Source organism: Marivirga sp., assembly GCF_024636815.1.
Taxonomy (GTDB): Bacteria; Bacteroidota; Bacteroidia; order Cytophagales; family Cyclobacteriaceae; genus Marivirga.
In genome coordinates this window covers 30,023-45,269 of the sequence record NZ_JAGXGF010000097.1, presented here as the reverse complement: position 1 = coordinate 45,269, position 15,247 = coordinate 30,023, and the positions used below count along the sequence as shown (strand labels likewise).

Genomic DNA, 15,247 nt, shown 5'->3' with positions numbered 1-15,247 from the left:
TTAGAGCACGGATAGATGAAAGGTAATGTAGGCTAAACGCGATCAAAGATTTCGACTTCCGTCTAAAATAAAATTCAGTAATTACTTTTTAACTGCAATAAGTCTGATAACATCAGCTTTACCCTTATGAAAATCACCTTCAGACAAATTTGTATCCAAACTTTCCAGTTTTTCAATTTTTAGATCTTGAAAATCATCTCTTAACATTGATTCAGTGTAAAGCATGTCTATACTTTTAGGACCACCAGTATTATTATCAAGTTGATTAGGATTAAAAGCTTCCAAAATAAGTCGACCTCCGGGCTTTAACCATTTTACTGCTTTTTGATGAGCAATTTTTCTTAATTTTTCAGGAAAATGTGCATAGATTAAAGCCACCACATCCACTGAGTTTTCTTTAAAATCCTTTTCATGGATATCAGCCACTTCATAATTGAGACTTACACTCTCCTGCTTAGCCAAAGCTTTAGCTTTTTCTTTAGCAGAAGAACTGAAGTCAAAGGCATTTACCTCCCAGCCTAATTTGGCGGCAAAAACAGCATTTCTTCCTTCTCCATCGCAGGGTAAAATGATTTTACCTTTAGGTAGGTTTTCTAATTGTTCACGCAAGAATTCATTTGGTTCAGTTCCATAAATAAATTCATCTTTGGCGTATCTTTCGTTCCAGAATTCAATCATTGGTGGGATTTTTAGAGTCTAGAGTCTAGAATCAAGACGAAATCTAGGTTCTAGACTCTAGGTTCTAATTTTATTTTTTTGGTAAATCGCAGTTTCCGCTAGCACAACTTCCTCCTCCACAACCTTGATTAAACAAGGCTAAAAAAGTAAAAAGGGCGCCTATGCTTCCTGCAAATATTTCTGACTCTGTAATGCCTACAAAGACTAAATATAGCCCTATAGCCAACCTAAGCCAGCGCATGAAAGTCCAAGGGGTATGTAAAATAGTCTTAATCATGCAATTTTTCTATTGAGTGAAGTCCATGCTCCACCATTATAAACTTTTTCATAACCTTTTGCTTTCAAAATACCTTTTGCACGTCCACTTCTCATTCCGGAAGCGCAACAAGTAATAATGGCTTTATCCTTATTTTTCAATTTAGATAAATTAGAATCAAGACTTTCAACAGGAATATTTATTGCTTTTTTAATATGTCCGCTTTGAAATTCTCCTTTTGTTCTTACATCTAATATAATAGCTCCATCATCTGCTAATGCTTTCATATCAACAGCTGGGCCCATTCCGAATAATTTTCTCAGGAAACTCATAAGGCCATTGCATAGTTTTCAGCCGCAAACCAAGAACCACCATTATGGCAATCAATCCCTTTGGACTGCAATATCTGTTGTGCCATTCCACTTCTGTTTCCTGATGCAAAACACAAAATAATTTCACCTTCAATCTTGCTGATTTCCTCAGCACGAGATTCTACTTCATTTAAAGGAATATTCAATGCGTCTTCTGCGTGACCCATTGCAAATTCTCCTTCTGACCTTACGTCAATTATTGTTTTATTTGAATTTTTCATTTTTTCTTCTTTATGAATTATAATGCTAAGTAACGGACTTTCAAAGGATAGGATAGTAACAGTTGTTACATATTGGAGAATGGGAAATTTAGATTAGCGAATAAAAATGAATATATTAAACGCAATGGATGAAAAATTAATTTCTTTCCATATTAAAAATTATCGCTCTTAAAATCTTTGATCAATGGTAATATTAAATTATCAAACCCATCCAATTCTTTCAAAAACTTCATATACTTTTAAACCCAGATAGGCATCTGTTGCAGCATAATCAAGTTGTGCTTGTGTGAGTTCTGATTTCTCCCAATTGGAGGTTTGCTGAGCTTTGGAAATTCTTTTATTAAGAAAAATCGCTGTCAGATTTTTAGCGCCACTTTGTAGCATTCCGTTTTCTCTTGCTATGGAACCAATATCCTCAAAGCCTGCCGGTTTAAATTTTCTTAATTTCTGCAAGTCTTTCAAATCATCATGAATAGCAGCTCCCGTTTTAATGATGGAAGGATCTTCAAAAATCCGGATTAAATCACCCGGAAAACCACACATTAAATTACGGATAAGAAATACCTCCTCTTCTGTAGCCAGCTGTATAAGAGAAACAGGATTATACTGTCCTTTTCTAAAAACAGGCTTGGCTTCGGTATCAAAACCTAATATTTCGGCTCTCCACAGCTTGGGAATTACCTCTTCCCAATCTTTATCTTTCTCCACCAATGTAATTTCGCCTTCAAATTTCCAAAGAGGCAATTCATTGATTTCTTCTTTCGAGATCTCCTTTACAAAATTCATTTATCAGTAAATCTTCTTATTTTAATATTAAGATATGCGAATAATATCGTCATAAACGGACTTATGATATTAAAAAATGCATAAGGCGCATAAGTCCAAGTTGAAACACCTAATACCGATGATTGAGTTGCTCCACAGGTATTCCATGGAATTAAAACACTAGTCACTGTACCTGAATCCTCTAACGTTCTACTCAATACCTCGGGTTTTAAACCACGTTCTCTATACGTTTCTGCGAACATTCTTCCAGGCACTACAATCGCCAAATATTGATCGGAAGCAGTGACATTGAAAAACACACAAGTTCCGGCAGTTGATGCCACCAATGAGCCTGTTGAATTTGCTAATTTGATGATAGAAGCTGTGATTACTCGCAACATATTGGTTGACTCCATCACTCCTCCAAATACCATAGCGCAAACAATTAACCAAATGGTATTCAACATACCTGCCATCCCACTAGTGGAAAGTAAATCATTTACCATATCATTATTGGTGGTAACACTAATATCTCCATACATAGACAACATCACTGCTTTATAAGATTGTTCAAAGAGATTTCCTCCACCACCCGAAATGATTTCAATAATTTGCGGCTGAAAAATGATTGCAAATGCACCTCCTAATAACGAACCGATCAAAAGAGCTGGAATTGCAGAAATCTTTTTTACGATCATAAATATCACTGCTGCAGGGACTAAAAACAACCATAAATTAATATTGAATTTATCCTGAATTGCCGCTTGAACTAAGCCTACCTGCTCGATATCGGTTTCTGAGCTATTCATAAAACCTAAAACTAAGTATATAATCAATGCAATGGATAATGATGGAATCGTAGTGTAAGCCATATAACGAATATGAGTAAACAAATCCGTTCCAGCCATAGCGGGTGCAAGATTAGTAGTATCACTTAAAGGAGACATTTTATCACCAAAATATGCTCCTGAAATAATAGCTCCTGCTACTACTCCTTCGCTCATACCCAAGGTTTGTCCAATTCCTAACAACGCTAAGCCCAATGTAGCAATAGTACTCCAGGAGCTTCCTGTTGCCACTGAAACGATCGCACTCACAATGCAAGCTGCAAATAGAAAAATGGTAGGGTTTAATATATTTAAGCCATAGTAAATCATGGCGGGGACAATACCGCTTAACAACCATGTACCAGCCAAAGAACCTATTAATAATAAAATCAATATAGAAGACATAGCCGAACTAATGCTGCTGACTATGCCATCAAGCATAGTTGACCATTTAAAACCAACCTTTAAAGCAATAATAGCAGCAACTCCAGCTGATAATATCAAAGCAATTTGGTTAGAACCATCTAAAGTTCCATCACCAAAGAAATAAACATTTAAGCTTAAAAGAAAAATTAAAAATATTATTGGAATCAGTGCTTGTAGTAAACTTGGCTTGAGCTGCTTGTCCGTCATGGAAGTTAAATCAAAATATTAATTTTAAATTAATTCGAAATATAATAAAAATAAGGAGCTCTTTGAATTTTAGAACCTAAATTTACTCATATATGATTAATGAATCTTATACAAATGCCCTCAAGCCGGGCAGGCTTTTACTTTTTCATTGATAAAAAGTAAACAAAAATCTAGGGCTGTATTTATTTCTTAACGATATTTTGAATTCACAGGAGGGAAATAAAAAAACTCAACCTCCTTGCAGGAGGTCTCAAACATTTTTATTTCTATTCCTCTTTTTGAATCCAAAATCCCTAAAATAAATAATGCCCGTCCTACAGGCTTACTATGACACTAAATTAAAATATTAAAAAAAATTACACTATTTCAAGTTATCAGTCAGCAAGCAATTCATGTAATTCCTGTCCTACTTGAGTACCAATGGCAACTCCCATCCCTCCTAGCCGTACTCCAATTGCAATTTTATCGGATATTTTTTTTATGATCGGTGATTTAGTTTTGCCAAATGCCATGATACCTGACCATTCCATATCAATTGAAAATTCTTGATCAGGTAAAATCAATTCTTTCAAATCATGTAGAATAGCTGATTTAATTTTAGGATTAATTCCAAATTCGGTGGTGTCTTCAGTAGATTTATCTAGGTTCCGACCTCCGCCAATCAAAACTCTGTCCCCAACATTTCTGAAATAGAAATAGCCTTCATCATAGTGAAAAACACCTTTAAATTTTAAATTCTCGATTGGATGAGTCACTAAAACCATTCCTCTTCCAGGATTGATATCTTCCTTATTAAACCATTTTTGAGCAAATGCATTAGTACAAATTGCTAACTTTTTAGCTTCTAAGTAAAAGGATTGATTAGCAGATTGGCAATGTAGTTTTACACTATCATGCTCTTCTTGAAAATCTTTCGCCTCACAACCCGTAATGATTTTAATGCCCGTTTCATTACACAAAGACCACCAACTCTTGATCATTTTGCCAGTATCAATCTGTCCTTCGAAGGGATTCGAGACAATAGTTTCAATATCATTTGACTTGAAACCAAATTCTTGAATCAAATTAGGTTTTAGGCTGTAGACATCATTCTTGAATATGCTGCTGAGCAATTGATTATAATGATCTAAATACTCTAAGGCAGGAAGTTCGGCTTTTCTAATGACTTCAAACCCTCCATTTTCCTCAAAGCCTATGTTTTTCTCTCCCAAGATATTTCGAAGCGCTAATAACCCCTTCCACCTTTTCTCTACTAAAGCTAACTGTTCGTCTTCGCTAAGTCCATTTCTGTCATCCACTAATTCTGTCAAGCTTCCAAAACATGCAAAACCCGCATTTTTTGAACTTGCACCACTTGGAAAAACTCCCCTTTCAATTATGGCGATTTCAGCTTTAGGATATTTCTTCTTCAAATGGTAGGCTGTTGAACAACCCACTATGCCTCCACCTACTATGATATAATCGTATTTCGTTAAACTTTCTCTTTCCCAAAAACTCAGCATGCATAATAAATTTTTATCAATAGTTGAAAAATAGGTCTATTTCAACGAGATTGCTTTATAAAACCTGTAATATTTTATAAAAATCACTTTCAAATTCAATTCAATCTGATAAACAATCAATTTCATGAACTTAACTTCCATCATTAATAAAGCGCAGGATTCTAAATTTTATTTATGGCTTCTTAATCAGGGATTGAACCGAATGATTCCTTTCAACAAACCGCATGGATTTAAAATCACGAAGATTACACCCGATAAAATTCAAACCAAACTACCCTATAAGAAAAGAAATTTGAATCATATCAAGGGAATTCATGCCTGTGCGATGGCTACCATTTCTGAATATACTACCGGCTTGATGATTTTATATAAGCTGGATGTAAAAAAATACCGCATTATCATGCAGAAGTTGGAAATGGAATATCATTTTCAGGCGAAGATGGATGCCTTTGCTGAGTTCTCCATTGATGAAGACTGGGTGAAAAATAAAGTGGAAAAGCCTTTAGAAACAGAAGATGCTGTGGTTATTCCGTGTGAAATAAAACTGTATGACAAAAATGAAAATCACTTGAGTACTGGGAAAATCTATTGGCAAATTAAAGAATGGAAGAAAGTGAAGACTAAGCTTTAAAAACTTTATCAATTCAATACCTTTGGGTGAAATATTCTTTGCTTTCATTTTCTCCCAATTTTTTCTACTATATAACTAGCTCGATTGGCTTATTGCTAAGCTAATCAAAGAAACTCACCCCTGATTCGTCTTTGACAAATCTTCCCCTCTCTTCGGAGAATAGAGGGGAGAAATATCGCACAGATTTACATCTTTTTTTTAAACGGATTAAGAGATTAATTATCAAAAATTTTATGAGGATTGCTAAAATGTTCCCTTTCTCTTTTTAAAGAGAAGGGTGGTCCGCTAGCTAGCAGATCGGGATAGCCTGCCAACCTCTGGCTTGAACGACTTTAAAGATAATAGGCATACTTATGGGGAATTTTCATTTGCCATTGAAGTGAAAGATAATCCAAGAACAGGAGGAAAAGTGATGAAATTAGATGTTTATAAAGAGTATCCGAAACCAAAAAGGCCCGTAAGATTATAAATCTCACGGGTCTTTTTTAAATTCTTTTACTTCTTTTATTCAAATTCAGAAGGATAACATTTTACATCATTGCATCTTTCACGAATCATTTCATAAGCTTTTAAATCACCCAGCTCTCCAGCCTTGCTTAAATCAAGACAACCTTCAGAAAGCTGACCGTATTCAATTCTTAAAACACCCCTTAGATAGTAAGCATCCACATTATCTTTATCCTTTTCAATGATTTTTGTACAGTCATTTATGGCATCCTGATAAGCTTCTAATTGCTGTTTTGCTTGTCCTCTTTTATAATATGCGTCTAAATTATTTTCATTGAGCTCAATGGTTTTAGTATAATCATTGATCGCTCCATAATAATCCTGGAGTAAATATTTGATATTCCCTCTTTCAAAATATGCTTCTGAAAAATCCGCTTTTGCTTCTATTGCTTTGTTATAATCCTTCATAGCGCCATGAACATCCGCAAATTTTTGTTTGATATTACCTCTCATATAATAAGCCTGATGCGCTTGTGGATCTAATTTTATAGCCTCGTTAAAGCTTACAATAGCCTCCATATATTCTTTCTCTTCAAATTTATTGATACCATTCTCAATAAATTCTGAGGCTTTTTTCTGCTGAGCTACTGCAACGGAAATACAAAAAACCATTGTTATACTCAAGACTAATATTTTTGATAATCGATTCATAATGAAAATAAGTATGTTGAATGATATTGCATGCAATAAGTTTGCCAATGTTACAGAAGCATTCAGCTTTATTGCACTAATCAAATTTAATTATAAGTTTAATTAAAACAATAGCTAAAATCAAGCTGAACTTACATCTATTTACTTCTTTAAAGGAAATATCATTTTATAATCAGCTGATACTTTTCCTTTACTGATATTTCCTAATTTACCTTTCAAAATTCGCTTTTTAAAAGCTGAAACATGGTCTGTAAAAAGAATGCCATCTATATGATCATATTCATGCTGGATAACTCGAGCTACAAATCCATCAAATTCTTCTTCGTGCTCTTCCCAGTTTTCGTCAAAATATTTTATCCTAATATTAGGCTTACGATTCACATCCTCCCGAATATTAGGAATGCTTAAGCAACCTTCTTCAAAAGCCCATTCTTCTCCCTCTTCCTTTAATATTTCCGGATTAATAAAAGCCTTCTTTACTTTAGGCTCATCGTCATCATCATCAATTGGGTCAGTATCAATCACAAATAATCTTAAGCTTTTGCCAATTTGAGGAGCAGCAAGCCCAACACCATTTGCATTGTACATGGTTTCAAACATATCATCCACCAATGCTTTCACATCCATCTCCCCTTTTTCTATATCTTTCCCCCTTGTTTTGAGAACAGGGTGCCCATAGGCTACTATAGGATAAATCATAATTTAATTTTCTTCTAAAAATTGTTGTAAAATAATTGCCGCACTAATTTTATCTATATTACCCGATTTCTTATTCCTTTGTTTCCTATTGGATCCGGAATGTATCATGGCTTGCATAGCTTCTTGCGAACTAAAGCTTTCATCTTGCAAATGTAAGGGCATTGTTGGGAACTTCTTTCTAAAAAGATTAATAAATGCATCAACATGACGGGTAGCGTCAGTAGCTTCTCCTTCTTCATTGGTAGGATAACCACAAACCACAGCTTCTACTTCTTCTTTTGTGAAATACTCGGATAAGTACAGGATTAAATCTTTGGAATGAACCATTTCTAAGGGTGAAGCAATGATTTTCAGTGGATCTGTTACTGCTAAACCAACTCTTTTGGTACCATAATCTATTGCTAAAACTCTAGGCATGTCATCAAATAAATTTGTATTATTTCTAGCGGTTGTCTAAAAGAAAACTGTTTAATTCAAACGGATAAGCGAATCAAACTTCTTTCTGACTGATTTTTCCAGCATCAGGGCTTTGGGGAAAAGAACTTCATTTTCAATTTTAGCGTGTACTTTCAGTTTATCTTCGAAGCGTTCCAATTCTGAAAAAAGAACTTTTACATTCAGTGGTGATTCTTGGTCCACAGGATATTGATCCATCAAAAAACGAATACCTTTCATTTCATCATCATGCACCTCATGGTCAATAGCAAATTTCTGCATATTGAAGTTGGGGTACTTATAAAAAAATGCAGATGGATTCTTCTTTTTATCTTCTATTGCTTTGAGTTGGGAAATATATTCGAACAGGGTGTCTTCTTCCTCATATATATGGTGAACAAAATCTTCCACAAACAAAGGAAATACATCCTTAATTTCTCTTTCTACCGGTGCCAAATCAGGAGAAATGCTATTCAACTTATTTACCAATTTCACTAAAAATGGTAAATCTTTTTTTATAAAAATGAAATGAGCATGTTTAAGATAAGTAATCACCAAATCAATGGGGAAAGATAATAATCTGATATTTTCTATTTCCTCATTTTGATTGATTTTCTCCAATTCAGAAACTACATAATTCAGGTCAACTTTCTTGGTTTTGCATACTTTTTCCAATGAATCTTCAGCAAATTCATAGTATTCTATACCTAAATAATAGAGAACGGAAGCAAAAACGTAATTTTCTGCAACTAATTCCTTTATTTTCTTTTGAGAGTATTCCACTTTAACTAATTTAGGTATATTACAAAGGTAATTTAATTTTAAAGCTTTTCAATCCAACGATTTACTAATTTCCTGCGTTATTTGTTAAAATAAAAATCTTTAAACGTGCAAAACAATAAAAATAGTTCATTTCAGATCAAACTGCCGATCATCATTTTCTCCACTTTGGCGGCAGGCATATTGATTGGCGCCACTATGGCGAATCCTTCTTCCAATAAAGATACTGTTTTAGAGGGAATTACAAGAATAAAAGAGATTCTTTTGCAGGTTGATCAAAACTATGTGGAAGAGGTGGACACCGACAGATTGGTGAATAGCGCCATTGAAGGAATCGTTAAAGAATTAGACCCCCATACCTCTTACATTCCCGCTAAAGATTTGGAAATGGTTTCTGCTGATTTAAAAGGAAATTTTGAAGGTATTGGGATTGAATTCAATATTTTTAATGATACCCTTTATGTGGTAGCACCTTTGAGCGGAGGTCCTTCTGAAACTGCCGGCTTACAGTCTGGCGATAAAATCATAGCTGTGGATGGTAAAAACATAGCAGGGACCGGTTTAACCAACAGACAAGTCCATGAAAACTTGAGGGGAGAAAAAGGCAGCGAGGTAGAATTGAAAATTATGCGATCAGGCTTAAAGGAGCCGGTTGAATACACAATCATTCGAGATAAAATTCCTCAATTTTCTGTTGATGTGAGTTATATGGTAGATGATGAAATCGGTTATATTAAAGTAAGCCGTTTTTCCGCTACTACTTATAATGAGTTTATGGAAGCCTTAAATAAATTGAAAGAAGAAGGTTTAAAGAAATTAATATTGGATTTACAGGATAATCCTGGTGGCTATATGGATAAGGCAATCAGCATGGCAGATGAATTCTTGAAAGATAATGCCTTAATAGTTTATACAAAAGGAAAAGAGCAAAGATACAATTCTGAAGCCAGAGCTATTAAAGAAGGAAAATTCGAAGAAAGTCCTTTAATTGTACTGATTAATGAAGGAAGTGCTTCCGCTTCAGAAATTGTTTCGGGTGCTATTCAGGATAATGACAGAGGTTTGATAGTGGGAAGAAGATCATTCGGAAAAGGTTTGGTTCAAATGCCGGTTCCTTTAAAAGATGGTTCTGAATTGCGATTGACCATCTCAAGGTATTATACACCTTCAGGAAGGTCTATTCAAAAACCCTTTGGTGAAAATCCTAACGAATATAGAGAGGATATGAATTATCGCTATGAGCATGGGGAATATTTCGTAGCTGACAGCATCCAATTTGATGATTCATTGAAATATACTACTTCAAATGGTAGAATTGTATATGGTGGCGGAGGTATAATGCCTGATTATTTCGTACCGCTTGATACTGCTCAGACTTCAACATATTTGAATAGATTATTCTTAAGCAATACCTTAAGACAATACACTTTCTCTTATTATGAAAAGAATAAAAAGTTGTTGGAGAACATGGGAATGGAAGGATTTATCAATAATTTCCAAGTGACCGATAAAATGCTAAATGAATTGACAAGCCTGGCTAAAAGCAATAATGTTGAGTTTAATGAAGAAGGCTTTAACAAATCTAAAGAGTTAATAAAACTTTATAGCAAGGCTTACATAGCGAGAAATATTTGGAATAATGAGGGCTTCTACCCTATCTTTAATCAACAGAATGAAGTGTTCCTGGAAGCACTTAAACTTTTTGATAGAGCTGAAACATTAGCTAAGAAATAATTTTTTAGAATTTTAATAATATGGCATATTACGTAAGAAAAGGAAACATACCACCTAAAAGACATACTCAATTCAGACAACCAGATGGAAGTTTGTATGCGGAAGAATTAGTCAGTTCTTTAGGGTTTTCAGGTATTTATTCAAATCTATATCACATAAATCCTCCAACTCGGGTTAAGGAGATTAAAAAGTCTGTGGCTTATGGAGCCAAACCTGATAAAGATTTACCACTACAACAAATTCACTTAAATACATCAGGTGTTAAAAATACAGGAAGTGATTTCCTTGACAGCCGAAAAGTATTATTGATGAATGATGACGTTTCCATGGCGCTTTGTATGCCGAGTCGCCAAAGCATGGATTATTACTATAAAAATGCGGAAGCAGATGAGTTATTATTCATTCATGATGGCAGTGGCTATATGTATTCCCAATTTGGAAAGCTAAAAATTCAAGCGGGTGATTATGTAGTAATACCTAGAACCACAATCTATAAACTGGAATGGGACACAAGTGAAATTCGATATCTAGTTATGGAATCAGCTAGCCCAATAGAAACGGTAAGCCGATATAGAAATGAATTGGGTCAACTATTGGAACATTCTCCTTATTGCGAGCGTGATATTCATCCTCCACAGGAAATGATTACAGAAGAAAGCAAAGGAGATTATCATGTTAAAATTAAAAAAGGCGGTTATATTCATCATTATGTTTATGATCACAGCCCTTTTGATTTAGTAGGTTGGGATGGATTTTTATATCCTTATACGCTATCCATCCATGATTTTGAGCCGATAACTGGCAGAATCCATCAGCCGCCTCCCGTACATCAAACTTTCCAGGCAGCGGGTTACGTGATTTGTTCTTTTGTACCAAGATTATTCGATTATCACCCTGATGCTATTCCTGCACCTTATAATCACAGTAATATTGATTCCGATGAGGTATTGTATTATGTGGAAGGTAACTTTATGAGTAGAAAAGGAATAGATAGAGGTTCTTTTACGCTCCATCCTGGAGGTTTACCTCATGGACCACACCCTGGGACAGTAGAAAAAAGTATAGGAGCAAAAGAAACTGAAGAACTGGCCGTAATGTTGGATACTTTCAAACCACTTTTCGCTACTGAAGAAGGTAAAGAATTTATGGATAAGAAATATCCAATGAGTTGGACTGAATGATTTAACTCTTAATTTTATAAGGAGATGAAAACAATTCTCAATTCGCAGTTTGCGAATTGAGAATTGTTAATCTTGATATTGAATTGGCACAAGCTATCTCAAGCAAATTGATAATTCTTAAGCTTCTCATTATAATTGATTTTACTTTTCAATGTTTCTTATTGAATTTCCAAGCTTTCGTTTCCAATTTTTTCTATTTTCTTTTTGCATGAACAAAAAGAAACAAAAATTCAAGAAAGTTTAATGTCAGCCAGAGGCTGACCAGCCTCTGGCTGGCTTCTACCCTCAAACCCTGCGCTGGCCCGCTAAATTTTCCTCCCTCCCGCTTTTCCGAGTTCCTCGGAAGTTGTCGGGTTAATTCTTTTGCAACAGTAGAAAAACAAAAACATTAATTGGCTGGTATGGTGTCATTATTTTTATCAGAATATAATATGAAAAATGCTTATTCTATCCACCCGCCTTTACACCAATTAGTTACATCACCCGAATTTTTCATTTCTATGTAATACACAATTCCTTGGTTTTTATGAATTTCAATAATCGCCACTATATGTTGATCGTTGGTAGTGTGGTATGAAAGTTGAGAATAAACCCTTGGAAAAGCCCCTTTATGTGTTGGTTTGATTTTAAACCTTTTATCATTTTTCAATTCAAGATGAGTTAATCCAGAAGCATTAAGATTTAATGAATCTACATTTGTTAATTTAAAATCTAAACATCTTGGGTAATGGAAAATGTCAAATTGTCTATGAAGTTCTGTCCACAATGTAAATTTCTTGTCTGGTTTATCATCATCAAGAATTACATTTCTGTAGTAGTCAAACGCTATTTGTTCATATGGAGGTACTTGTCCAATAGCGAAATCACCAAATAATAAGAAAAAGGGGATTAGTAAAATTTTCATCTTGCCTTACTTATTGAGTATAATCCATCTAATTTGTGGCCATTAAAAACACAAACCTGAAGTAAGCAATTCCTAAGCCATATAACAAATTCACAAATTAAAATAAATATATTTTATCAGTTAATAATAATTAATAGAATTTGAAATGATAAGTTTCACTGATGGATGATGATTCCATTTAAACCTATTTTTAATGGTTTTTAGCCTGAATGTTATTCGACAAAGTAACTAATCACCTGCTTGCAATCTTATAATAAGCGCATTCATTTCTGCAATTTCTTTTTCTTGAGCCTTTATAATATCATCTGCCAGTTTTCTTACTTCAGGATCTATTATTTCTGCTCTTTTGCTTGTGAGTATGGCTATTGAATGATGTGGAATCATTGCTTTCATATACAGTACATCACCAACTGGAGTTTGTGTCCTCACTAAAGTTAAAGCACTCGCAAAAAGAATTACACTACCCAAAATAATTCCAATATTTTTCTTTCTGTTCATGTACATTTTTAACATAAAAAAAAGCATGATCACGGCCATAGCAGAAATCCCTAAACAAGCCATGTAGAAACGGGTAAGGCTGAAATAAACATGATCTATTTCATATGTATTAAAATACATGGTTATGTACATTGCGGTAAAGGATGCTAGCAACATCAATACGAATTTTGTATAGTGGCTTTTGCTTTCCTTGCCTTGATTCATTCTATGACTATTTTCCATTTCTTTTAAGTGATTATTCTTTTGCTATCACTAACATTTTAGCTGTGGCGAACACGTAATAAAAATAATAAGCTATCCTGCGGTGAAATTAATTTCTGAATTCTTTGTAATGGAAAACCTTTAGAACTGGAAAGTTTGTGTAGAAACCCTAAGTATGGAAACTTTAAGAAGATACCTTTTAGCCATGCTTCAAATAAATGTTAAAAGTAGTAAAACTATCTACCTCACTTTCCACTTCAATTTTTCCGCCCTGGTTGCTAACCATTTTGCTAATGATAAATAAACCCAATCCAGTTCCTTCTATATGTGGTTTCAATCGTGAAAATTTTGAAAATATTTCCTCTTTCTTTTCCGGCTCAATACCAACTCCGTTATCAGTCACTGAAATTAGGGTAAACTCTCCGGCTTCTTCTGTTTTTATGAAAATCTCAGGGGTGGTGTCATCTTTAGAAAATTTAATGGAATTAAAGATTAAATTATAGAGGATACTTCTGAGGTTCTTTTTTGAAAACTGAATTTCGGGAACAAGAATATTGGTAGTAATCTTGGCATGGGATTGATAGATTTGATTTTTCAAAGTTAGCTTTACATCCTCCAAAATCTTTTCAATATTAACTTTATCAGCAAGGTCGCTCGCATCAGTACCGATCTTAGCAATATGCGTAAGTTCACTTATAATATCTTTTAAAGAATGTGCTGATTCTTTAATCATTTTCAAATATTTCTTGGTATCATCTTTATTCTCATCGGTCTTTGAACGATCTATTAAATCAACCAAGGCAATCAAATTTGATATGGGGCCATTTAAATCATGAGAAACAGAGTAGATAAAAGTTTCATGCTCACCATTTATCTTTTCAATAATTTTTTTATCATTAATCCGACCAGTGATATCCACAAAAGTTATAACTACACCATTCGTAATATTTTCTTTCTTAATGATGTAGGGAAGTATATTCATCTGAAACCATCGCTTGTCTGGCGTTTGAATTTCATCTTCATAATCAATGTTAGTCGTTATTACTTCTTTAATGACTTCTACCAATCCATTGAGTTGAGTAAGAGCTGGTATATTATAAATAGATTTTCCAATATGCTCTTTCGCTAACTTAAAGTGAGTATTTGCTGGTGGACTGAACTTTCTTAGAATCATGTCAGCGTCCACAAACAGCTGAGGTATAATCGTATTTCTAAAATAGTTCTCTAACTCTTCGTTTAGCTCAACAAGTTTTTTTATTGCCTTTTTCTCAACTTCTACTTTCTCACTCATAATAATAAATTATACTGACTATTTTAAGGATACACCCTCATTTTGGAGACAGGTATTAAACAACCAAAGGTATAACTCATCAATGATCATAATCTTACATTAAAATCATTATGTGTTATATTATTCACACTTATTGAGATATTACTTAATAGTTGTGATTGGAAAATGAAAAATGCTGGCCGTAAAACCGGACTTCATGTTATTAAGAACTTCTCGAGTTGAGATGGGAGATTAATTTTGTGTCTCGAATTAATAATTTACTTGTCTTGATTTTTTAATCCAATTGTCTGACTTAGAAAGTTAAGTGTCGGAAATATTTTAAAATATTCTGCGGAATAACCCGTATAATTACCGAAAGACATACTTCCCGAACTTAAATTTTCATCAATACTAGTGGAGATTCCTAATCGAAAACCTTGAGATAAGTCTTGAGCTTTTGCGCTAAATACTGCATAAAAAATACTTATTAACCTGAGTTCGAT

18 protein-coding genes are annotated in these 15,247 nt (G+C 34.1%); 4 read left to right on the top strand and 14 right to left on the bottom strand.

Features of this window, described 5'->3' with window-relative positions; all coding sequences use genetic code 11:
* Positions 1-81: 81 nt before the first annotated feature.
* From Q0L29_RS07420 to Q0L29_RS07390, 7 genes are all read right to left on the bottom strand, one after another.
* Positions 82-678 (bottom strand): bifunctional 2-polyprenyl-6-hydroxyphenol methylase/3-demethylubiquinol 3-O-methyltransferase UbiG, encoded by a 597-nt coding sequence (locus Q0L29_RS07420; RefSeq protein WP_296620416.1) that lies wholly within the window; start codon positions 676-678, stop codon positions 82-84.
* 70 nt (positions 679-748) lie between these two features.
* Positions 749-955, bottom strand: coding sequence for a hypothetical protein (locus Q0L29_RS07415; RefSeq protein ID WP_296620414.1), 207 nt, complete (start codon positions 953-955; stop codon positions 749-751).
* Positions 952-1,266, bottom strand: a complete 315-nt coding sequence (locus Q0L29_RS07410) for a rhodanese-like domain-containing protein (RefSeq protein ID WP_296620412.1) — start codon at positions 1,264-1,266, stop codon at positions 952-954. The genes Q0L29_RS07415 and Q0L29_RS07410 overlap by 4 nt, the downstream gene beginning before the upstream one ends.
* On the bottom strand, positions 1,263-1,526 hold the full coding sequence (locus tag Q0L29_RS07405) for a rhodanese-like domain-containing protein (RefSeq protein ID WP_296620410.1): 264 nt from the start codon (positions 1,524-1,526) through the stop codon (positions 1,263-1,265). Before Q0L29_RS07405 ends, Q0L29_RS07410 begins: the two co-directional genes overlap by 4 nt.
* 201 nt (positions 1,527-1,727) lie before the next feature.
* Entirely contained in the window at positions 1,728-2,312 is a 585-nt protein-coding gene (locus tag Q0L29_RS07400; RefSeq protein ID WP_296620408.1) for a 3'-5' exonuclease, read from the bottom strand.
* Positions 2,309-3,751 (bottom strand): Na+/H+ antiporter NhaC, encoded by a 1,443-nt coding sequence (nhaC, locus tag Q0L29_RS07395; RefSeq protein ID WP_296620406.1) that lies wholly within the window; start codon positions 3,749-3,751, stop codon positions 2,309-2,311. The genes Q0L29_RS07400 and nhaC overlap by 4 nt, the downstream gene beginning before the upstream one ends.
* 374 nt (positions 3,752-4,125) lie before the next feature.
* A complete protein-coding gene (locus Q0L29_RS07390; RefSeq protein WP_296620404.1) occupies positions 4,126-5,253 on the bottom strand; it encodes an FAD-binding oxidoreductase in 1,128 nt (375 codons plus the stop codon).
* Between the two features lie 124 nt (positions 5,254-5,377).
* Here Q0L29_RS07390 and Q0L29_RS07385 point away from each other — a divergent pair, with 124 nt between their 5' ends.
* Positions 5,378-5,884 carry a DUF4442 domain-containing protein gene (locus Q0L29_RS07385; RefSeq protein ID WP_296620403.1) on the top strand — a complete coding sequence of 169 codons (507 nt, stop codon included), beginning with the start codon at positions 5,378-5,380 and terminating at the stop codon, positions 5,882-5,884.
* Positions 5,885-6,206: 322 nt separating this feature from the next.
* Positions 6,207-6,353: a hypothetical protein gene (locus Q0L29_RS07380; protein ID WP_296620401.1), complete on the top strand. Its 147-nt coding sequence runs from the start codon at positions 6,207-6,209 to the stop codon at positions 6,351-6,353.
* A 35-nt stretch (positions 6,354-6,388) separates the two neighbouring features.
* Here the strand turns inward: Q0L29_RS07380 and Q0L29_RS07375 are convergent, their stop codons facing one another.
* The 4 genes from Q0L29_RS07375 to Q0L29_RS07360 all read right to left on the bottom strand — a co-directional run bounded on the left by Q0L29_RS07375 (position 6,389) and on the right by Q0L29_RS07360 (position 8,959).
* Entirely contained in the window at positions 6,389-7,042 is a 654-nt protein-coding gene (locus Q0L29_RS07375; RefSeq protein ID WP_296620399.1) for a tetratricopeptide repeat protein, read from the bottom strand.
* Between the two features lie 141 nt (positions 7,043-7,183).
* Positions 7,184-7,741 carry a peptide deformylase gene (def, locus tag Q0L29_RS07370; protein WP_296620397.1) on the bottom strand — a complete coding sequence of 186 codons (558 nt, stop codon included), beginning with the start codon at positions 7,739-7,741 and terminating at the stop codon, positions 7,184-7,186.
* Positions 7,742-7,744: 3 nt separating this feature from the next.
* Complete coding sequence (gene ruvX / locus Q0L29_RS07365) at positions 7,745-8,158, bottom strand: Holliday junction resolvase RuvX (protein ID WP_296620395.1); 414 nt, start codon at positions 8,156-8,158, stop codon at positions 7,745-7,747.
* 51 nt (positions 8,159-8,209) lie between these two features.
* Positions 8,210-8,959: a hemerythrin domain-containing protein gene (locus tag Q0L29_RS07360; RefSeq protein ID WP_296620393.1), complete on the bottom strand. Its 750-nt coding sequence runs from the start codon at positions 8,957-8,959 to the stop codon at positions 8,210-8,212.
* Between the two features lie 105 nt (positions 8,960-9,064).
* Between Q0L29_RS07360 and Q0L29_RS07355 the strand changes: the two genes are divergently transcribed.
* Positions 9,065-10,690, top strand: a complete 1,626-nt coding sequence (locus Q0L29_RS07355) for a S41 family peptidase (protein ID WP_296620392.1) — start codon at positions 9,065-9,067, stop codon at positions 10,688-10,690.
* Positions 10,691-10,710: 20 nt separating this feature from the next.
* Complete coding sequence (locus Q0L29_RS07350; RefSeq protein WP_296620390.1) at positions 10,711-11,871, top strand: homogentisate 1,2-dioxygenase; 1,161 nt, start codon at positions 10,711-10,713, stop codon at positions 11,869-11,871.
* A 442-nt stretch (positions 11,872-12,313) separates the two neighbouring features.
* Here Q0L29_RS07350 and Q0L29_RS07345 read toward each other — a convergent pair whose 3' ends face one another.
* The 3 genes from Q0L29_RS07345 to Q0L29_RS07335 form a co-directional block, all read right to left on the bottom strand.
* Positions 12,314-12,775, bottom strand: coding sequence for a hypothetical protein (locus tag Q0L29_RS07345; protein WP_296620389.1), 462 nt, complete (start codon positions 12,773-12,775; stop codon positions 12,314-12,316).
* 228 nt (positions 12,776-13,003) lie between these two features.
* Complete coding sequence (locus Q0L29_RS07340) at positions 13,004-13,495, bottom strand: DUF305 domain-containing protein (RefSeq protein WP_296620388.1); 492 nt, start codon at positions 13,493-13,495, stop codon at positions 13,004-13,006.
* Positions 13,496-13,673: 178 nt separating this feature from the next.
* Entirely contained in the window at positions 13,674-14,765 is a 1,092-nt protein-coding gene (locus Q0L29_RS07335; protein ID WP_296620386.1) for a PAS domain-containing protein, read from the bottom strand.
* Between the last annotated feature and the right edge of the window lie 482 nt (positions 14,766-15,247).